The organism is Rummeliibacillus pycnus, from assembly GCF_044359855.1.
GTDB lineage: Bacteria > Bacillota > Bacilli > Bacillales_A > Planococcaceae > Rummeliibacillus > Rummeliibacillus pycnus_A.
This window is the reverse complement of record NZ_CP132291.1, coordinates 3,710,422-3,730,025: the sequence shown is the minus strand read 5'-3', so window position 1 is coordinate 3,730,025 and position 19,604 is coordinate 3,710,422. Positions and strand designations below refer to the sequence as shown.

21 protein-coding genes are annotated in these 19,604 nt (G+C 36.0%); 2 read left to right on the top strand and 19 right to left on the bottom strand.

Annotated features, from left to right (window positions below; genetic code table 11):
• Positions 1–70: 70 nt before the first annotated feature.
• The 7 genes from ccsB to Q8X41_RS18065 form a co-directional block, all read right to left on the bottom strand.
• Positions 71–1,258 carry a c-type cytochrome biogenesis protein CcsB gene (gene ccsB / locus Q8X41_RS18095; protein WP_397537633.1) on the bottom strand — a complete coding sequence of 396 codons (1,188 nt, stop codon included), beginning with the start codon at positions 1,256–1,258 and terminating at the stop codon, positions 71–73.
• On the bottom strand, positions 1,255–2,931 hold the full coding sequence (locus Q8X41_RS18090) for a cytochrome c biogenesis protein ResB (protein ID WP_397537632.1): 1,677 nt from the start codon (positions 2,929–2,931) through the stop codon (positions 1,255–1,257). Before Q8X41_RS18090 ends, ccsB begins: the two co-directional genes overlap by 4 nt.
• Positions 2,932–2,947: 16 nt before the next feature.
• Positions 2,948–3,478: a thiol-disulfide oxidoreductase ResA gene (gene resA, locus Q8X41_RS18085; protein ID WP_397537631.1), complete on the bottom strand. Its 531-nt coding sequence runs from the start codon at positions 3,476–3,478 to the stop codon at positions 2,948–2,950.
• Positions 3,479–3,602: 124 nt separating this feature from the next.
• Positions 3,603–4,334 (bottom strand): pseudouridine synthase, encoded by a 732-nt coding sequence (locus Q8X41_RS18080; RefSeq protein ID WP_397537630.1) that lies wholly within the window; start codon positions 4,332–4,334, stop codon positions 3,603–3,605.
• A gap of 555 nt (positions 4,335–4,889) precedes the next feature.
• On the bottom strand, positions 4,890–5,888 hold the full coding sequence (locus tag Q8X41_RS18075) for a D-alanyl-D-alanine carboxypeptidase family protein (RefSeq protein ID WP_397537629.1): 999 nt from the start codon (positions 5,886–5,888) through the stop codon (positions 4,890–4,892).
• Between the two features lie 19 nt (positions 5,889–5,907).
• Complete coding sequence (gene scpB, locus Q8X41_RS18070; protein WP_397537628.1) at positions 5,908–6,507, bottom strand: SMC-Scp complex subunit ScpB; 600 nt, start codon at positions 6,505–6,507, stop codon at positions 5,908–5,910.
• Positions 6,473–7,258 carry a segregation/condensation protein A gene (locus tag Q8X41_RS18065; protein ID WP_397537627.1) on the bottom strand — a complete coding sequence of 262 codons (786 nt, stop codon included), beginning with the start codon at positions 7,256–7,258 and terminating at the stop codon, positions 6,473–6,475. Before Q8X41_RS18065 ends, scpB begins: the two co-directional genes overlap by 35 nt.
• A gap of 56 nt (positions 7,259–7,314) precedes the next feature.
• On the opposite strand from Q8X41_RS18065, the gene Q8X41_RS18060 reads away from it, so the two are divergent.
• Positions 7,315–7,815: a DUF309 domain-containing protein gene (locus tag Q8X41_RS18060; protein WP_397537626.1), complete on the top strand. Its 501-nt coding sequence runs from the start codon at positions 7,315–7,317 to the stop codon at positions 7,813–7,815.
• Here the strand turns inward: Q8X41_RS18060 and Q8X41_RS18055 are convergent.
• From Q8X41_RS18055 to Q8X41_RS18000, 12 genes are all read right to left on the bottom strand, one after another.
• Positions 7,812–8,183 (bottom strand): GNAT family N-acetyltransferase, encoded by a 372-nt coding sequence (locus tag Q8X41_RS18055; protein ID WP_397537625.1) that lies wholly within the window; start codon positions 8,181–8,183, stop codon positions 7,812–7,814. The genes Q8X41_RS18060 and Q8X41_RS18055 overlap by 4 nt on opposite strands.
• 193 nt (positions 8,184–8,376) lie before the next feature.
• On the bottom strand, positions 8,377–9,693 hold the full coding sequence (gene lysA / locus Q8X41_RS18050) for a diaminopimelate decarboxylase (protein WP_397537624.1): 1,317 nt from the start codon (positions 9,691–9,693) through the stop codon (positions 8,377–8,379).
• Between the two features lie 103 nt (positions 9,694–9,796).
• Positions 9,797–11,368 carry a spore germination protein gene (locus tag Q8X41_RS18045; protein ID WP_397537623.1) on the bottom strand — a complete coding sequence of 524 codons (1,572 nt, stop codon included), beginning with the start codon at positions 11,366–11,368 and terminating at the stop codon, positions 9,797–9,799.
• The gene (locus tag Q8X41_RS18040) at positions 11,361–12,152 is read right to left on the bottom strand and encodes a SigF/SigG family RNA polymerase sporulation sigma factor (RefSeq protein WP_397537622.1); all 792 of its coding nucleotides are present in this window, start codon (positions 12,150–12,152) and stop codon (positions 11,361–11,363) included. The genes Q8X41_RS18045 and Q8X41_RS18040 overlap by 8 nt, the downstream gene beginning before the upstream one ends.
• Before the next feature lie 4 nt (positions 12,153–12,156).
• Positions 12,157–12,603 carry an anti-sigma F factor gene (gene spoIIAB / locus Q8X41_RS18035; protein ID WP_397537621.1) on the bottom strand — a complete coding sequence of 149 codons (447 nt, stop codon included), beginning with the start codon at positions 12,601–12,603 and terminating at the stop codon, positions 12,157–12,159.
• A complete protein-coding gene (locus Q8X41_RS18030) occupies positions 12,596–12,949 on the bottom strand; it encodes an anti-sigma factor antagonist (protein WP_397537620.1) in 354 nt (117 codons plus the stop codon). The genes spoIIAB and Q8X41_RS18030 overlap by 8 nt, the downstream gene beginning before the upstream one ends.
• Before the next feature lie 218 nt (positions 12,950–13,167).
• Complete coding sequence (locus Q8X41_RS18025) at positions 13,168–14,472, bottom strand: pyrimidine-nucleoside phosphorylase (protein ID WP_397537619.1); 1,305 nt, start codon at positions 14,470–14,472, stop codon at positions 13,168–13,170.
• 15 nt (positions 14,473–14,487) lie between these two features.
• Positions 14,488–15,690, bottom strand: coding sequence for a phosphopentomutase (gene deoB / locus Q8X41_RS18020; RefSeq protein WP_397537618.1), 1,203 nt, complete (start codon positions 15,688–15,690; stop codon positions 14,488–14,490).
• 86 nt (positions 15,691–15,776) lie between these two features.
• Positions 15,777–16,670, bottom strand: coding sequence for a site-specific tyrosine recombinase XerD (gene xerD, locus Q8X41_RS18015; RefSeq protein WP_397540302.1), 894 nt, complete (start codon positions 16,668–16,670; stop codon positions 15,777–15,779).
• Between the two features lie 209 nt (positions 16,671–16,879).
• Entirely contained in the window at positions 16,880–17,362 is a 483-nt protein-coding gene (locus tag Q8X41_RS18010; protein WP_397537617.1) for a Fur family transcriptional regulator, read from the bottom strand.
• A 113-nt stretch (positions 17,363–17,475) separates the two neighbouring features.
• Positions 17,476–17,985, bottom strand: coding sequence for a hypothetical protein (locus tag Q8X41_RS18005; RefSeq protein WP_397537616.1), 510 nt, complete (start codon positions 17,983–17,985; stop codon positions 17,476–17,478).
• A 54-nt stretch (positions 17,986–18,039) separates the two neighbouring features.
• Positions 18,040–18,585: an NUDIX domain-containing protein gene (locus tag Q8X41_RS18000; RefSeq protein ID WP_397537615.1), complete on the bottom strand. Its 546-nt coding sequence runs from the start codon at positions 18,583–18,585 to the stop codon at positions 18,040–18,042.
• A 71-nt stretch (positions 18,586–18,656) separates the two neighbouring features.
• On the opposite strand from Q8X41_RS18000, the gene Q8X41_RS17995 reads away from it, so the two are divergent.
• Positions 18,657–19,559 carry an aldo/keto reductase gene (locus Q8X41_RS17995; protein ID WP_397537614.1) on the top strand — a complete coding sequence of 301 codons (903 nt, stop codon included), beginning with the start codon at positions 18,657–18,659 and terminating at the stop codon, positions 19,557–19,559.
• Positions 19,560–19,604 lie beyond the last annotated feature (45 nt).

Below are 19,604 nucleotides of genomic sequence, written 5' to 3'. Positions count from 1 at the left end.
GTAATAAAAAATGAAAAGAAAATAAAAGCCTTTCCCTCATATCAAGGAAAAGGCTTTTATTCGTAATTCGTTATCCTGCATATGAGTGTAAACCAGCGATGATTAAGTTAACTGCTACAAGGTTGAACATAATAATGACAAAGCCAATTACAGCAAGCCATGCTGATTTTTCACCTTGCCAGCCTTTCGATAGACGTAAGTGAAGAAAAGCGGCGTAAAATAACCAAGTAATTAAAGCCCATACTTCTTTTGGATCCCAGCCCCAGAATCGTGACCAAGCTTCTTGTGCCCAAATCATAGCAAAGATTAATGCCCCTAATGTGAATACTGGGAAACCAATTAATACTGAACGATAACCAATTTCGTCTAATAATTGAGAGTTTGCACGTTTTGCAAGTGGTTGTACCATACGTGAAATTGGTTTACGTAAGATTAATCGAATTAAACCATATAATACAGTACCAAAAATAATAGACCAAACTACAGTTGTTAATTTTTTTGCATTGACAACAGCAGGCACTTCAGCTATCGGTTCCATTTTACCTGGAGATTTTAGTTCATACTTGTGCATACCAAATAATGCTGGGTTGTTATAGGTGATTTCTTGTTGTGCACCGTTTTTATCAACATATGTAAAATCTGCTTTATATCCCATTAAGTTAAACGTTGATGAAACGATTACAAATCCAATAACTAAGACTGCTGCATACATTACTACTTCTAACCAAATACTACTTTTTGTACGCTTAGTTGTATCAACTTTTTTCAACAAATAAATTAAACCCGCAACTGCACTTATTGCTAAAATTGACTCACCGATCGCTGCAGTTATAACGTGGATATATAACCAATAACTTTTAAGCGCAGGAATTAATGGACTAACCTCACGTGGGAACATACTTGCATAAGCAATGATTAAAATAGCAATCGGCAATGCAAATAGGCCCAGAGCAGGTACTTTATAAATGAAGTAAATTAAGATAAATGCGCCGACAACGAACATACCAAATGCTGTTGTAAACTCGAACATATTACTGACTGGTGCATGTCCAGCATAAATCCAACGCGTAACGAAATAACCCAGATTTGCGATAAATCCAATGATCGTAATTGTAATCGCGATTTTACCCCATTTTTTATTAGATACAGATGCATCTTGTTGTGCACCTTTAACTGCTCCTCCAAAAAATAGCGTAGCAACTAAATACGCGATAAATGCGAAAAATAGTAAAGAGCTACTAATACCAATTAAACTCATAAAGTATAGTCACCTTCCTTTTCTTTCTTTTGATCTTCTTCTTGATTATCCTGATCCTGTTGGTCAACCCAAACAGGTAGGTGAGCAAATTCAGTTACTATATCTAAATCTTTTTTCATACTAAACCAGTTTTTGTTTGTATGTGCAGCCAATAGAAGGCGCCCATCTTTTGTTTTTTGAAGCCACAAACGACGGTGACTCCAATAAGACCCCATAACTACACCAATCATAAAGATTATACCGCCAAGTGCCAGAACAGGAAGTGTCTTATCTTTCCGGATAGTTAACCCAGATACATTACGTGTTTCAACATTTGCAAATTTCATTTTATATTTTGTTGTACCAAGTGGTTCTAAAGTTTGTCTGATTGCAACGAAACTCGTTTCACCTTTTGGCGTTTCAGGTGTATACATTTTGAAGATAAATGCTGGATTGTTTGGTATTGGTGAATCAGATTGTGGCTCACCATTATCAAATCCAGAGAATGTTGGATAATAACCTTTTAGTTCTACCTTTGTTTTATTACCTAAATCATATACTTTTTTAGGATTTGCTAAATCTATATTTACTTCGCCTAGAGATTTCCCTGTTTGTTTATTGATTAAGTTAAAATTCATTGCTTTGAGCTCATTTAATCGGAAATCCATTTGGTAAAGTGCATAGCCATCATATTTTAACGGGTCATTTACTTTAATTGAGTATTTTTCTAATTTTTTTAAATCTTTTGTATCTCCTGCAACACTTACGTCTTTTGCTTTATATAAAACAACATCAGTTTGATAATTTTTCGCTACAGAGTTGACTGCAGCTTTGGATTGATTGAATTCTTTTTTTTGCTCATTTTTTTTGTATGTCTCGAAGGTGAATTTATTACTATGTAGGTAATAACCTTCCATACCTGGGATTGATTCAGTTTCACCTTCACGAATCCATAATGATTCATCGATATAAAAGCCAGGCATCAAGCGTAACATAACACCGAAAAGGAATATGATTAATCCTATATGATTGATATATGGACCAGAACGAGCAAAGCGGCCTTTTTCTGCAAGAAGGACTCCATCTTCTCTGCGAACTTTGTATTTTAGTTCCTTCATTTTCTTTTCAGCTAAATTTAATGATTCATCTGCTTTTTCTGAAGTCATCTCTTGTTGACCAAAAATCCGTTGACGTTTCATGAAACTTTCATGACGTTTTACACGTTGGTTTTTTAACGATTTATACAGTGGAATGCCACGGTCTAGGCTAGCCACAATAATTGAAATAGCTAGTAATCCGATTAATGTTTGGAACCACCATGAACTATAAATATCGGTTAACCCTAAGTTGTAATAGATTTTGCCAAAGGTTCCATAGTTGTCGATGTATGCTTGTTTTACATCTTCACCTTTCATTACATTTACATAAACAACCTGAGGTAAAAACGTACCAATAGCTGCTGCTACCAAGGTGATCACAATTAACGAGACACCAATTTTAACACTTGAGAAGAAGTTCCAAATTTTATCAATAATTGTTTTGTTATATGTTTTCGAACGAATAGCTCTTCCTTCATATCGCATATCAACGATCTTTTGATTTTTTTCTTCTTCTGTAAGAGGTCGTCCACATTTTTCACATAGATGCGTTCCTTCGGGATTAACATGGCCACATTCGCAAGTTATATTTTTCATCCTTTAGAACTCCTTCTTATGGTTTAATACTTGTAAGGTATTTTTTAATATCTGTTTCCGTCATTTCTCCAATGATAATTTTCGCTATTTTGCCGTCTTTGTCTATTAAAACTGTAGTTGGTAATGGATCTACGTTATAAGCCCTCATAACACTTCTTGTTTTGTCAAGTAAAATTGGAAACTCGACACCTAGCTTATTTGTATAGCTTGATACTTCTAAATCAGATTCAGCGATATTAATACCTAAAACTTGAACACCTTGGTCTTTAAATTGTTTGTACTGATCATTAATAGCTGGCATTTCCTTTTTACAAGCTTGACACCATGTCCCCCAGAAATTCAATAAAACACCTTGGCCTTTATAATCCGATAATTTATGTGTATTACCATTTAAATCTACTAATGAAAAATTGGGTGCATCGTCACCTTCTTTTAACAGTTGTACGTTATCCTTGTGTGCAGTTGTATACACAGTGTAAACGATTGCTGCGACTAGAACGGCTAAAATGATTAATCGTAAATATAATCTTTTTTGTTTTTTCTCCATTGTTGAAGTAAAGCCCCCTTAATCACTCCAGAAACAATCCACTCTATTATAACAAATTTTGGCTTATTTACTTATATATATATATGAATGGTTTGTGAATCTTTTGTAACATAAAGAGTAAAATCTAGCCGATTTTACCCGTTTCTGAAAGAACACGAAGTTGTTTTACTTCATGAGCTGTTAGTTCACGCGACTCACCTGCATTTAAACCATGTAGTCCTAAAAATGCAAATTGTTCACGTTTTAGCTTTTCTACTGGGCATCCAATTGCTTCAAACATTCTACGAACCTGTCTATTACGTCCTTCGTGAATTGTAATTGCAATAATAGATTTTCCGTGTTCGCGATTTGATGAAAGTACTTTTACCCGAGCAGGAGCCGTTTTACCATCTTCAAGCATGATTCCTCGTTCTAATTTTTTCAAATCTTCTCTTCTTGGTTCCCCTTTAACTTTAGCCACATACGTTTTATCAATGTTATAACGTGGATGCGTTAATAAGTTTGAAAAATCGCCATCATTCGTCAATAACAATACACCTGAAGTATCGTAATCCAATCGGCCTACTGGGAAAATTCTTTGCTCTACATTAGGGAATAAATCTAATACAGTTTTACGACCACGATCATCTGAAACTGCTGATATTACGCCTCTTGGTTTATATAATAAATAGTAAACCTTTATTTCTTTTTCAATTTTAACGCCTTCTACTTCGATTGAATCTGAAGCAGTAACTTTTGTACCAAGCTCTCGAACCACTTGTCCATTCACTTTTACTTTACCTTCTGTAATTAATTCTTCTGCTTTTCTTCTTGATGCGATTCCTGCGTGAGCAATCACTTTCTGTAGTCTTTCCATTTGGTCACCTCATTAAACTTATGCTATTAGCCTTCAAAAATTATTGCATATTTTTTCTAATAATAAAAGTATTAGAAGTTGCACTGTTACTTTTAAATTTTAACAAATCTATATATTTACATTTCCCTCCTGATTCTGATCAAGCGCGTTCCACTTTAATGAGCTCTGATAATTTTTTATCCACAGCCCTAGCAAGTTAAATATTAAACCTTGTGACAACCGTCTTGGCTCACACGATTCAATACTAAATCGCTACACTTTCATCGCTAATAAAAGCATTCTCGCGCTTTATAAGGCGGGGTAGACAATTACTATTCCTTTCAATATCAATAATTCGATTTAACATAGTCAATATAGAAAAAGGGACTGTCCTAATAGTGAATGAATAACTCACTATTGAACAGCCTACTATTTTTTCTGTTAGACATCCCGCTAAGCGCACAAACCGCATGAGCCAACTGAGTTGTCTCATACGGTTCGTTCTCGCGCTTTATGCAATTCGGGGTGCTAATTTAATTTCTTCTACTATTTTAAAGACTTATTAGCCGTCTCCTCTTATTTCCAAATCATATGAACAGGCTCATCGATCAATGGCTGTCCATCAAGATAAAACGACCAAATTCCAATATCACCTTGTGCAATCCTCGGCATTCTTAGGATTGATTTTACTTTTTTCTCTTCTTCCTTTGAAATTAGAGCATAAACAGGTTGCTCCAATTCAACTTGTAGATCATCTCTTACTTGATATAATCCCTGTTTTGCCAATAATCTTTTATCATATTTTTGGAAAGCAGTTTCTGCAAATCCTGAATGAACTTGCCAGTCATTTGATTCATTCAATGTTACTACAATAACTCGCTTACCATCTTTTTCAAAATACGTTGCAAGTGTACGGCCAGCAACTTTTGTAAAACCTGTTTTTCCGGCAATTGCATATTTATTGTAGTGTAGAAGTTTGTGTTTATTTTTCCAAACTGTTGGATTTTGCAAATCATTTTTGTAATATTTTGTGGTAGCTATTTTACGGAAATTTTTTTCTTGCATTCCAATTCTCAACATTTGAGCTGTGTCATATGCAGAGGATAAATGCTTGTCATCATGCAAACCTGATGGATTTTCAAAATGCGTATCCCATAATCCATACAGTAACGCATAGTCATTCATCAATTTTACAAATCCACCAACTGAACCGCCTACTTCTTCTGCAATTGCTGTTGCAGCATCATTTCCTGATCGCAAAAGTAAACCATTAAGTAATGTTTTTAACGTAGTCTTTTCACCTTCAACAAGGTATATTGATGAGCCCTCACTCAATGTTGCTTTTTTTGAAATTGTCGTTTCAGTGTTTAAATCAGATTCCTTAACTGCTACAAAAGCCGTCCACATCTTGGTAAGGCTTGCAATTGGTAGTTTTTCATGTTCGTTCATACCAATTAATAATCTTCCTGTATCTGCATCAATTACTGCGTAAGAACTTGTAGCTGCTTCTGCTGTTTTTTCAAATGGCATTAGAACGATAATACAACTCAATACTACAACAATCCATCGACGCAAAATGTCACTCCTTTAGCGATCAGTCTGTTTGTGGTTCTTGAAAAGCTTCTTGGAATTTAGACATAAACAAATCTGGTTGTTCATCTAGATCAGCGGCACCTTCTTCTGGGAGCTCTGGTAATTCGTTAATATTCTTCATACCAAAATAATTCAAGAATTCTTTTGTTGTACCATATAAAATGGCACGGCCAGTACCTTCAGCTCGCCCAACTTCATGTACTAAACCTCTTGCATTTAAAGTATGTAACGCTCTTTCACTTTTTACACCTCTTAAATCATCAATTTCGACACGAGTAATTGGTTGTTTATATGCAACGATTGCCAATACTTCAAGTGAGGCTTGAGATAATGATTGAGCTGGAGGATTTTCTACCAATTTTTGGATCAAGTCTGCGTGCTCAGGTTTTGAAATGAGTTGAAATGTACCTGCCAATTCTTTTATAACGATGCCTCGTTCTTCGTGTTTCTCGTAATGTTCCATCATTTGTTGTATTGCTTCTGCAATTTCTTCTTCTTTTGTTTCAGTAATAATTGAAAGTTGTTGGATCGTTAATCCGTCTTCTCCGATGATGAAAAGAAGACTCTCAATTCTGCTCATCAATCGATTCAAGTTGTTCATCTGTTATTTCTTCCTTCCGTAAAATCACCGTTAAATCTTCAAAATTATTATCTTGTTCAACGGCTACTACTTGGCGTTTCATGAGTTCTAAAATCGATAAAAACGTTACAACAAGTGTACCCTTATCTTCATAAGGAAATAAATCGAAGAAATTAGCACGTCCATGGGCTGATTTTAAAACATCAACAACTGCACGCATTTGATCTTTTATCGAAATTTCTTGCTTTGTCACTTTTGTTGTAAGTGGCGCTTTTAACCGTTTACGGTTCAGCATCTTTTGAAATGCTGCTACCATATCGTAGACATTCACAGAAGTATCAAACAAAACTAATTGTTCTTCAGGCATAAATGCGGATAAATCTGCTGGGGGTCTTGTAAAATATTTTGTACGGGTTGTTTCCATTTCTTTTAAATTAATAGCTGCATCTTTAAATTTACGATATTCTATTAATCTTGCTACGAGTTCTTCACGAGGGTCCGGTTCATCTACTTCAAATTCCTCATCATCAAGATCACCTTCGTGAATTGGCAATAACATTTTACTTTTAATCGCAAGCAATGTAGCTGCCATTACTAAATATTCACTTGCTTCATTAAGCTCTAACACTTGCATCGCTTGAATATGCTCCATATACTGTGCAGTAAGCTCTGCCATAGGGATATCATATATATCGATTTCCAAGCGATGGATTAAATGTAATAATAAATCGAGAGGGCCTTCAAAAGCCTCTAATTTTACTTCGTATGACATAATTTACCACCTGACAATTTATCTTCAAAATTTAGTATAGAGGAAAGGAGAGCAAAATGCATCCAATGCATCACCCTTTATTCATCGAATTTCTTACTTATTTCAATGGCAATCAAGATTACTTTGAATGTCATGAAGTCTTAGAGGAGTATTGGAAAGAAGTAGCACCAAGAGATAAAAAACATCCGCTTACAGGATGGATTCAACTAGCAACGTGCCTTTATCACTGGAGACGCGAGAATTTTAAAGGAGCTCATACCATATTAAAAAAGGCAGAACGTACATTAAGTGCTTCTATTTATGATCCGCTTTTAGAAGAAATTAATACATCCAACTTATTACATCAAATCCACCTAACTCAAGAAAAAGTGAATAATCATGAACCTTATATATGTTGGTATATTGATATTCAGTCGCCTGATTTAAAATTAAAAGTAGAGCAATCTATAGCTACATTGCCCCCAAGCGATACTTATTTTCTTCAAAATAAACATATGCTTAGAGATCGTTCCAATATTCTTTTAGCACGTCAAGAAAAAAGAAGAAGCAGACATTAGTGCTTTTTGTCTGCTTCTTCTAACATCGTTAGACATTTTTGGATAAAGGATTCTGTTAAAGAATCAGGTACGATTGAATCACATAAATCCATTTCTGAAAGCTGTCGAATCATTTCTACTCCAAGTCCTTCTCCACGATGAGATGGGTCTACTGATATATGTCTAACAACCCATTGACTATCTTGTATCTCTACACCTACAAGACCAATAGTATCTTCTTCTTGTTTCCATAAGAACAGTTGCCAGTTTGGATCAGAATTATATTGACAAATCGCCTCTTGTAACTTTTTTACATCTTTATGTTCGGGCATAAAAGACAAGAGCCCCATCGCAATTTTTTCGTTTGCTTTCTTATAACGACATAACATATATTAGATCCCTCTTTTTTTGCCTTTAAACATCCTTGAATATCCTACACGAAAAGCAAAAAATGCGCAAATTTTTTCCCGTTATTTGGGAATTGAATTTGGTGCTATAAAAAACCAGTAAATAACACCCCATATACCTGACATTACGAGTAAGGATATTAACAAAATAATATTATTTTTTTTCAAAATTAGGTTACCCCCTTCCAATTGATAGCGGAAGGTCTAACTTCACAAGATCCTCATAACTTTCACGTTTCACCGCTAACTGATGTTCACCGTTCTCAACGAACACAACAGCTGGTCTTGGTATACGATTATAATTACTCGCCATTGAATAACCATATGCACCAGTACAAAATGTTGCAAGAATATCGTTCGGCTTGGCCTCTGGTAGATTTATGTTCTCAATCAGTTTATCACCAGATTCACATAGTTTTCCAGCAATCGTATAAGTTTCTGTAGCAGGTTGTGACATTTTGTTGGCAATTACACCATCATATTTAGCATCATATAGAGCCGGTCGTATATTATCTGACATACCTCCATCTACAGCTAAGTACTTACGTGTATTTGGAACCTCTTTTTGTGACCCAATCGTATATAGTGTTGTACCTGCATCACCAACTAATGAACGACCAGGTTCAATCCAAATTTCAGGCATTGGTAACTTTAACTTTTCGGCTTCTCGTTTCACTGTTTTAATCATATCATCAACATATACTGCTGGTTTTAATGGCGCATCTTCCTCTGTATAACGAATACCAAATCCGCCACCTAAATTTAAGACAGTCGTATGGAATTGATAATGTTCTTGCCATTCACCCATTTTTTCTGTCAACTTTTTCGCTGCTAAACGAAATGCAGCTGTATCAAAAATTTGAGAGCCAATATGACAATGCATTCCTTGTAATTCTAAATACGGATCATTAAATAGTGCTTTAAAAGCAGCATCTGCTTGACCATTACTTAAATCAAAACCAAATTTTGAATCAGACTGGCCGGTTGTAATAAAATCATGGGTATGCGCTTCTACACCAGGCGTTACACGAATTAATACATGCATTTTTTGCTTTCTTTGAGCAGACAATTTTTTCAATACGTCAATTTCGTAAAAATTATCAATAACAATGCATCCTATCTTAGATTCAAATGCAAATTCTAATTCATGTAAACTCTTATTGTTTCCATGAAAATGAATTTTTTCGCTTGGAAATCCTGCTTGTAAAGCAGTATATAATTCACCACCAGAAACTACATCAACAGACAACCCTTCTTGGGCAGCCACTTGATAAATAGCAACGCTTGAAAAGGCTTTGCTAGCATAAGCAACTTGTGCTGAGACGGAAGCATTATTAAATGTATCGACAAAGCCTCGCGCTCTCTTTCTAAATAAAGCAATGTCATAAACAAAAAGTGGTGTACCATATATTTTTGCTAATTCTACTGTATCGACACCACCGATAGATAAATAGTTATTTTCTGTAATAGTTTGAGTTCCATATAAATGCATCCAATCTCTCCTATCGTATCCATGATCATTTGTAAGAATACACGGAATTTTCTATAACATGAACTTTAACACGATAGAAGAGCAGATGCAATGGCACACAACATTAAGAACGTTTTCGATCCTTAGCTCCAACAAAAAACGGTCTTGGTGCATCATTTGTCATTGGATAACGTAATAGTACATGTGCGAAAGCATTAGGGAAGAATGGAATAAGGGGCCATAAAAAAGGAACGTTCATTGGTTTTAATGATGCCATATACCATACTGTACCTAAAATACCGATAAAGAAACCATTTACTCCAAAGGCGGCTGTAAGTAATAATAATAAGACTCTGAAAATCTTAACGGATACACTTAGTTCGTACGATGGAATTGCAAAAGTGAAAATAGCAGTAACTGCTGTATAAAGAACAACTTCTCCAGAAAACAGTCCTACGTTTATTGCAATTTGGCCAATAACGATACCTGCTACAAGCCCCATTGCCGTTGATAAAGGCGTTGGCGTATGGATAGCTGCTAGTCTTAAATACTCTATACCAATATCTGCAACCAGAATTTGTACAAGGAGAGGAATAGAGGTTTTTTTATTGAGACCTATAAAGTCCATAAATGAAGGGACGTATTCGGGATGCTTAACAAGTAGAAACCAAAGAGGCAGTAAGAAGAAGCTAAGAAAAGCTCCAAAAAAACGTAGAAATCGTACAACTGTTCCAATTGCAGGTGCCTGTCTATACTCTTCAGCATGTTGCAAATGATGAAAAAGAGTGATGGGCACTAATATAACCGAAGGTGATGTATCAACAACAATCGCAATATGTCCTTCTAATATATGTGCAGCCACAATATCAGGTCTTTCACTATATCGGACAAACGGTAATGGATGGAAGCGTTGTTTTATTAACCATTCTTCTAAGGATTTATCAGCCATTGTCAATCCATCATGTTGGATTTTCTCTAAGCGTTTTCTTATATAATTTAGATGTTCTTCATTGACGATTTCTTTTAAATAGACAATAGCTAAATCCATTTGGCTTTTTTCTGTCACTTGGTGTAACTCAAGTCTTAATGATGTATCACGTATTCTTCTACGAATGAGAGCTGAATTTAGGATAATACTTTCTGTAAAACCATCCCTTGAACCTCGAATTACTTTCTCATTGTCTGGTTCCTCAGGATTTCTTCCTGGATAGCTTCTAAAATCTGCTGTAATCGCGATACCAGATGGTGTAATAAAAGCTATTTGTCCACTCATGATAGCCGTTAATAATTTCTCTTTTGAAGTTTGCAGCTCCCAAGCAAAGAAGGGAAAGCATTCAAAAAAATAATCTGCTTCTGCCTGAATGCTTTCTTTCTTTGATTGTTCTTGGCCCTTTTCTAGCTTAGATGTATCTGATTCGTCTTTGTCTGGTTTTGGCGATCCTTCAGCTTCCCCTGACGTAAATTTATCTCTTTTATAAACAGCTGTTGGCTGGATTGCTGTTAATAGCCGAGTGTAATTTGGACTATCAATTAAACCATTAATATTAATCGTAAAAACTTCCATATTATGAACATGGATATATTTCATATTGATATCGAAGCTTTCACTTTTCCCAAATTGGGAAATCATGAAAGCTTCTGCTGCTTCGTTACTTTGGAAAATTGCTTGCGTTTCACTATTGGTACTACTACTCATAATCTGCCACCTTTACCAATTGTTCATACTGCTGATCTGTTAGCCAAATTTTCAGCTGTGCTAAAATTCGCTTTTCTAAACGGGAGACTTGAACTTGTGAAATACCTAATCTTTCAGCAATATCACTTTGAGTACAGTCAAGATAATAGCGTAAATAAATGACAGACTGTTCACGTTTACCTAGCCTTTCTAGCATATCTTTTAATGGAATATGTTCAAATGGCTTTTCTGATCTTTCGTCTTTCATTTGATCCATTAAACTAATTGGATCACCATCACTTTCAAAAATTTGCTCATGAAGTGATGCAGGATCTCGCAAGGCATCACTTGCCATAGCTATGTCGTCAATTGACACATCTAGTATTGTCGCCAATTCTTGAATTGTTGGCGGTCTTTCATTGTCTTTTAGAAAATCATCTGTTGCATGACGAATTTTATAATTTAATTCCCGTATTGAACGGCTGACTTTAACCATCCCATCATCACGAAGAAACCGCTGAATTTCCCCGATAATCATTGGTACAGCATATGTCGAAAATTTCACTGGATAAGATAAATCAAATTTATCGACAGATTTCATCAGTCCAATACACCCAATTTGGAATAGGTCTTCTAAATCGGCACCCCTTGAAGTAAAACGTTGAACAATTGACCATACAAGTCGGGTATTCCCCTCTACCATCTCTTTTCTAGCTGCTTCATCCCCTGCCTGCGCTAATTTAATCAGTTCTCTCATTCTTTCCTGTGTCAGTAATTCTTTTGACGCTTGCGGGTTTGATGTCATGTTCTCACCTTACATAAAGCGGCTCTTGTACTGGTTGAAATTGTTTCTTAAAGGTGACGGCCGTTCCTTTCCCAAGTTCTGATTGTACTGCTAGCTGATCTGTGAAGCTTTCCATTATGGTAAAGCCCATACCTGACCTTTCTAGCATTGGTTTTGTCGTATATAGTGGTTCCATAGCTTGTGTCACATTTTCTATTCCCATGCCTTGATCTAAAATCGTGATTGTTACTTCTCTTCCTTGGCGGGAAGCCTGAACTGTAACAATACCATTTGGATTTTCGTCATAGCCATGGATAATAGCGTTTGTTACAGCCTCAGAGACAACGGTTTTTATCTCTGATAATTCTTCTATCGTTGGGTCTAATACAGCTAGAAAACTTGTGATTGCAATTCTAGCAAGTCCCTCATTATCACTAATCGCCAAGAATGATAGCGTCATTTCGTTATCCATGAAGAATCCCTCCTAAACTTTGGATGGCTTCTTGCTCTGATTCATGCCAAATATATTTTCCTAATCCTGAAAACTGAAAAATTTTCTCCATTGTAGAAGAAGGTTTGATGATTAATGTACGACCATTGTGTACCTGTAGGTCTCTCATTCTACCTAAGATTAGTCCTACTCCTGCACTGTCCATAAACTGTAACCCCTCTAAATTCCAAATAATATCTTGTACATAGCCACTATAGATGGCTTGCGAAATATCCTCTCGAATATGGCGCGCTGCATGATGATCCAGCTCTCCTTTTAATCTGATAATCGCAATTTTTTCTGATGTAATTTCAATATGGTGCTGCATTTACATACCTCCTTTTCAAAAACTATTCTACGGAAGAATAGGAGAATCCTATGTCCTGACAATTTAACAATCAAAACGCTAAAGATAGAAAAAATACGACAACTACCATCCGTTAGTATGGAAATAAATCTATTCTTTTAATCACTTGAATTTAGTAAATCATAAAAAAAATGCCACATTGGTCATATCAACCAATGTGGCATATCTAGAATATTCGACTATTCAGTAATAACATCTTCAATTAGTTTTGGTGCTTTTACTTCTGCAGAAGATATTACAATATTTGAGTAGATTTTGTCTACTACTTCTTTTACGTCTTCACGATTCGAATAAATGGTTACAAGAGATTCTCCAGCTTGTACTGCATCGCCTACTTTTTTGCGTAGCACTAAACCAACTGCAAGATCAATTACAGATTCTTTTGTTGCACGTCCAGCTCCTAGTAACATGGCTGCCGTACCGATTTCATCCGCCACAATTTGACTAATAAAGCCCGCTTCTTTTGCAGGTACTTCAAATGTATATTGTGCTTGTGGAAGCAATGATGGATCATCGATAACGGCTGGGTCACCACCTTGACCCTTGATGAATTTTTTGAATACATCAAGAGCTGCACCGTTTGCGATTACTTCTTCAAGTTGGTTACGTGCTTCTTCGATTGTGTTTGCATGTCCGCCTAGTACAACCATTTGAGAGCCTAATGTTAAGCAAAGTTCTGTTAAATCTTTTGGACCTTTTCCGCTCAATGTATCTATTGCTTCTTTTACTTCTAATGCATTTCCAATAGCGTAGCCTAATGGTTGGTTCATGTCAGAAATGATTGCCATTGTATTGCGACCTACATTCTTACCAATTTGCACCATTGCATGTGCTAGCATTTTAGAATCTTCTACTGTTTTCATAAATGCACCATCACCTGTTTTAACATCTAAAACGATGGCATCTGCACCAGCTGCAATTTTTTTACTCATAATGGAACTTGCGATTAAAGGGATACTTGGAACAGTACCTGTAACATCACGCAAAGCATATAATTTTTTGTCTGCTGGTGTTAAATTACCACTTTGACCGATTACTGCTAATTTAATGTCATTTACTTGTTTCATAAATTGCTCAGTTGTTAGCTCTACGTGGAATCCTTCAATAGATTCTAATTTATCGATTGTACCACCAGTATGACCTAATCCACGGCCACTCATCTTCGCAACCGGAACACCTACTGCAGCAACTAGAGGTCCAAGTACAAGTGTTGTTGTATCACCTACACCACCAGTTGAATGTTTATCTACTTTTACGCCAGCAATACCCGAAAGATCGATTTGATCTCCTGATTCAACCATTGCCATTGTGAGATCCGCACGTTCACGATCTGTCATATCTTGAAAATAAATAGCCATCGCTAGGCTACTTGCTTGATAATCAGGAATTGAGCCATTTGTATAACCTTCGATAAAGAAGCGAATTTCTTCACTTGTTAATTCGTATCCATCACGCTTTTTCTCAATAATATCAACCATTCTCATGGAATCATCCCTCGTTTATTTTAATAGTTGTAAAAAACTTTCACCGTATTCAGGTAGTTTCACATCAAAGTTATCAGCAACTGTTGCACCAAGTGATGCAAATGTATTTGTTTTTGGAAGTGCTTTTCCTTCTTTATATCGTGGTGAATAAGCAATCAATGGAACAAATTCACGAGTGTGGTCTGTTCCTGGGAATGTTGGGTCATTACCGTGATCAGCAGTAATCAAGAGTAAATCATCTTCGTCCATTAATTCTAAAACTTCTGGAAGACGGCGGTCGAATTCTTCTAATGCTTCACCATAGCCAATTGGGTCACGACGATGACCATATTTTGCATCGAAATCAACAAGGTTTATGAAGGATAAACCATGGAAGTCTTTTTTCACAACTTTGACTAGTTGATCCATACCATCTGAGTTGTCTTGTGTACGGATAGCTTCAGTTACACCTTCACCATTGTAGATATCAGAGATTTTCCCTAATGCTATGACATCTAATCCAGCGTCTTTCATTTCGTTCATAACTGTACGACCAAATGGTTTTAATGCATAATCATGACGATTTGACGTACGACTAAAGTTTCCTTGAGTACCAACAAATGGACGAGCAATAACGCGTCCTACTAAGTATTCAGGTTTTAATGTGATTTCACGAGCGATTTCACAAATTTTATATAGTTCATCAAGAGGTACAACATCTTCATGAGCCGCAATTTGAAGTACAGGGTCAGCAGATGTATAAACGATAATGGCACCTGTTTCCATATGTTCTTTACCGAAATCTTCAATTACTTCTGTACCTGATGCTGGTTTGTTACAAAGCACTTTGCGTCCAGTTCGTTCTTCTAATTCATCGATTAATGATTGTGGGAATCCTTCTGGGTATACTTTGAATGGTTTATTAATATTAAGGCCCATGATTTCCCAGTGACCTGTCATCGTATCTTTACCAACAGATGCTTCTTGCATATAGCCGAAGAATGCTTCTGGTTTTTCAACTGATTCCATGCCTTCTAGGTCTTCGAGACCGATTAAGCCACGAATATTCGTATAGCCGAGGCGTTGCATATTTGGCATTGATAGCCCTTTCATTTCATGTGCAATATGTCCAAGTGTATCAGCACCTACATCATTAAATTCAGCCGCATCTGGAGCCTCACCAATCCCAACTGAGTCCATAACGATTAAATGAATACGTTTAAATGGTTTTGTGTTCATCAAATTCTCCTCCTTGTTCATACATACATTCATTCTATCAAATTTCGAAAAAAAATAAAGGTCAGACATCTGACGAAAGGTAAATATTATGCTCTAGGGTGGAATTGTTTATACACTTCAGATAATCTTGTCTTACTAATATGTGTATAAATTTGTGTTGTCGCAATATCTGCATGACCTAGCATTTCTTGTACAGCTCTCAAATCTGCTCCATTTTCGATCAAATGTGTCGCAAATGAATGTCGTAAAATATGCGGTGTTAATTCTTTTTCAATTCCAGCTTTTTCGGCATAACCCTTCATCAATTTCCAACAGCCTTGTCTAGTTAATCTTTTCCCTCTTTGATTAATAAATAACGCTTCCGTACGTAATTTTGCATTTTCTAATTGAAATCGAGCCTTATTTAAGTAGTTTGTACAAACTTCAATAGCAGAACCACCTAATGGAATAATACGTTCTTTCCCTCCCTTACCAAATACTCTTACAAACCCCATCGTTAAATGGATATCATCTAAATTAAGTTCAATACATTCACTTACACGCATTCCAGTTGCATACAGCAATTCCAACATGGCACGATCGCGAACACCCTGAGGTTTTGCAACATTAGGTGCTGCGATCAGTCGATCTATTTCTTCTATTGATAATACTTTTGGTAATTTCTGTTCAATTTTTGGCATTTCAATATGGACAGTTGGATCGTTATCACATCTCTTTTCTCTAAGCAAAAATTGATGAAAAGAACGAATGGATGAGATATGTCTTGAGACAGTACGTGCAGATATCCCTTTGTTACGCAATGATTGTAAATACTGCAGAATATGGAATCGGTCAATATCATCGAAGGTTTCTAGCTGTTGAGTTTCAAATATATCTTTTGAATAGTCTTTAATATCGCGTTCGTATGATTGTAGTGTGTTTTCAGATAATTGACGTTCGACTCGTAGAAAATGTATATAATCTGCAATCGCATCTTTTATTTCTTGTTGCACAGCTGAATCCCTCCTAAATTCAAATTCTATCTGGCTTCAGCGGCTAGACTCTCGAGTCGCATCGCTCCCTCGGTCGAAAGCTAAAAAGACACTTTCGATTCGGGCGCTTTTGCGCTATTCGAGCCCGAGCGAGCCACTTCAGCACTCAAATAAAAAAAGGACAGCACCACCGCCATCCTTTACTAATTCGCTATAAACTATTGTTCATTATTAAGTTCTATGTTTGTTTCTTCTTTAGTATGCTTTTCATTACAACGCCAGCAAATACCATGGAATGTTAATCGGTGATCTTTAATTTGGAAATTCCAGCGCTTTTCAACGACTGCTTCCACATCTTCAAGTAAGTCCTCTTGAATTTCATCGACGGCGCCACATTCGATACATACGAGGTGATGATGAAAGTGAGCTGCTCCTTCTTGTCGTAAATCATAACGAGACACTCCATCGCCAAAATTAATCTTGTCGACAATTTTCAGTTCTGTTAGTAACTCTAATGTACGATATACAGTTGCTAGACCGATTTCAGGTGCTTTGTCCTTCACTAAAAGGTAAACATCTTCAGCACTTAAATGATCTTCCTCATTTTCTAAAAGTACTCTAACCGTCGCTTCTCGTTGCGGCGTCAGTTTATAGCTAGCACCATGTAATTGTTTTTTTATACGATCAATACGGCTCTCCATACGACGCCCCCCTAAACTTCTACCATTATACCAAATGTTTATTTCTCATTACAAGATTAAGCGACTAAATTCTTTGTAATGATTCTTTATTGATAATAATTATCAGTAAATAATTAAAACATGAAATGGATGATAAGAAGTTCGATGAAAAAGATTATTATAGTCAATATACTGATAACAATGATTCTCTTCCAATGTATACCCTTTTTCCGACTATTATAAAATGGTTTTGGTACGAGGACAATAGAAAATAATAATAATAAACATGTGTACATAAACTGCACCGGAAACCACCAAAGTGCATAATTCCAAAAAGCATTTTGTGTTGCAATTAAATATGCTGAGCAAAAACCGAAGAAAGCACTTTTACTTACAACAACCAGTCTTGTAATATGTCTAAACCATTGGTGCGTAGCAAGTAACACTAAAAATACGTAGGGCATGATTATTGGCCATAACGATTGCCACAAATTTGGCTTACCATCTAACTGTAATCGGGGGTCCATAATAGAAATTAGCCATTCACTTTGAGCTGGTGTAGTCATTTTGAATGCGATAATACCTCCGATAAAGCCAATTGAAATGATCAGAAAAAAATAAGTTATTTGCAATGAGCGATTCACTAGGTCACCTACTTTCTAATAGTACAACCTATGCTCGCCACTCTTAAAAATACCTTATTTTACTAGATTATTTTTTGCCCACATAATAGCTAATATTGTTTTAGCATCGAAAATACGTTGTTCTTTTACTAATTGCTCCGCTTCTTCAATGGAAACTTCCATTAATTCGACAAATTCATCTTCATCTAAACTCGCTGGTTGTGCAATTTCAAATAAGTTTCTCGCTACATATAAGTGAATCACTTCATCCGCAAAGCCTGGTGAAGTAGCAAACGACTGAATAAAATCAAGGTCCATTGCACCATACCCTGTTTCTTCTTCTAATTCTCTAATTGCCGTTAGTTCCGGTTTTTCTCCTGGTTCTAATTTCCCTGCAGGAACTTCAACAATACTGCGTTCAAGTGGCTTTCGGAATTGTTCCACCATTACAATTTTCCCTTCACTTGTAATCGGGATAATTGCTACAGCCCCTGGATGCTTGACTAATTCTCTTGTTGCAGTTTTACCATTAGGTAATGTTACTTCATCCACTTGTACTTTAATCACACGACCATCAAAGATTTGCTTTGTAGCAATCGTTTTTTCTTCAAATTTTCTCATGTAAAAAACCCTCTCTATTGTTCTTTTACTATAAATCATTGTACCATTATCATAAAAGGAGGGGATATGTTTTGAAAAAACGTCAATTAGGTTCGAGTGATTTACATATTTCTGAAATTGGATTTGGCTGTATGTCTTTACCAACAGATTTACAAGATGCTTCATATATTTTGGATGCAGCTCTTGACTATGGTATTAATTATTTTGATACAGCAGACCTTTATAACCAAGGCTTAAATGAAGAAATCATTGGTCAACTTATTAAAGAAAAAAGACAAGATATTATTTTAGCAACAAAAGTAGGAAATGTTTGGGATTCATCAGGTGATTCTTGGCACTGGGATGCTTCTAAAACACATATAAAAGAAGGTATTAAAGATAGTTTACACCGCTTGCAAACAGATTATGTAGATTTGTATCAATTGCATGGGGGTACGATTGAAGATGATTGGAATGAGGTTACAGATGCATTTGAAGAATTAAAACAAGAAGGACTGATTCGTGAATATGGTGTTTCTTCTATTAGACCAAATGTCTTGAAACGTTTTTTACCAACTAGCAATGCCGTTTCTGTTATGATGCAGTATAGCTTGCTTGATCGTAGACCTGAAGAATGGTTGGATTTCATCGCTGATCAAGGCGCATCTGTTGTAACACGGGGTTCAGTTGCGAAAGGGTTGTTAACCAATGAATGGCAAAAACGTCTGACAAAAACAAATGGTTATTTGACTTATTCCAAGGAAGAACTTGAAAATACTTTAACAAAACTTGCCCATTCGACAACTTCCATTCATGCAGTTGCACTTCAATCAATTTTGCAGCATCAATCAATTGCTTCTGCAGTTGTCGGCGCAAGCTCAAAAGAACAATTAGCCACAACAATTAAAGCCTATGAAGAGATGAATGCAATTAGAAATATGGACGAACTTATTCGTCTTACAAAACAAGATACCTATTCATCTCATCGTAATTAAAAAATGCGTTAAGGCGTTTGAAAACTCCTTAACGCGTTTTTTGTA

Coding starts and splice junctions, on each gene's coding strand:
- ccsB (WP_397537633.1), bottom strand. CDS start 1,258: ATGAGTTTAATTGGTATTAGTAGCTCTTTACTATTTTTCGCATTTATC.
- Q8X41_RS18090 (WP_397537632.1), bottom strand. CDS start 2,931: ATGAAAAATATAACTTGCGAATGTGGCCATGTTAATCCCGAAGGAACG.
- resA (WP_397537631.1), bottom strand. CDS start 3,478: ATGGAGAAAAAACAAAAAAGATTATATTTACGATTAATCATTTTAGCC.
- Q8X41_RS18080 (WP_397537630.1), bottom strand. CDS start 4,334: ATGGAAAGACTACAGAAAGTGATTGCTCACGCAGGAATCGCATCAAGA.
- scpB (WP_397537628.1), bottom strand. CDS start 6,507: ATGAACAACTTGAATCGATTGATGAGCAGAATTGAGAGTCTTCTTTTC.
- Q8X41_RS18065 (WP_397537627.1), bottom strand. CDS start 7,258: ATGTCATACGAAGTAAAATTAGAGGCTTTTGAAGGCCCTCTCGATTTA.
- Q8X41_RS18060 (WP_397537626.1), top strand. CDS start 7,315: ATGCATCCAATGCATCACCCTTTATTCATCGAATTTCTTACTTATTTC.
- Q8X41_RS18055 (WP_397537625.1), bottom strand. CDS start 8,183: ATGTTATGTCGTTATAAGAAAGCAAACGAAAAAATTGCGATGGGGCTC.
- lysA (WP_397537624.1), bottom strand. CDS start 9,693: ATGCATTTATATGGAACTCAAACTATTACAGAAAATAACTATTTATCT.
- Q8X41_RS18045 (WP_397537623.1), bottom strand. CDS start 11,368: ATGAGTAGTAGTACCAATAGTGAAACGCAAGCAATTTTCCAAAGTAAC.
- Q8X41_RS18040 (WP_397537622.1), bottom strand. CDS start 12,152: ATGACATCAAACCCGCAAGCGTCAAAAGAATTACTGACACAGGAAAGA.
- spoIIAB (WP_397537621.1), bottom strand. CDS start 12,603: ATGGATAACGAAATGACGCTATCATTCTTGGCGATTAGTGATAATGAG.
- Q8X41_RS18030 (WP_397537620.1), bottom strand. CDS start 12,949: ATGCAGCACCATATTGAAATTACATCAGAAAAAATTGCGATTATCAGA.
- Q8X41_RS18025 (WP_397537619.1), bottom strand. CDS start 14,472: ATGAGAATGGTTGATATTATTGAGAAAAAGCGTGATGGATACGAATTA.
- deoB (WP_397537618.1), bottom strand. CDS start 15,690: ATGAACACAAAACCATTTAAACGTATTCATTTAATCGTTATGGACTCA.
- Q8X41_RS18010 (WP_397537617.1), bottom strand. CDS start 17,362: ATGGAGAGCCGTATTGATCGTATAAAAAAACAATTACATGGTGCTAGC.
- Q8X41_RS18000 (WP_397537615.1), bottom strand. CDS start 18,585: ATGAGAAAATTTGAAGAAAAAACGATTGCTACAAAGCAAATCTTTGAT.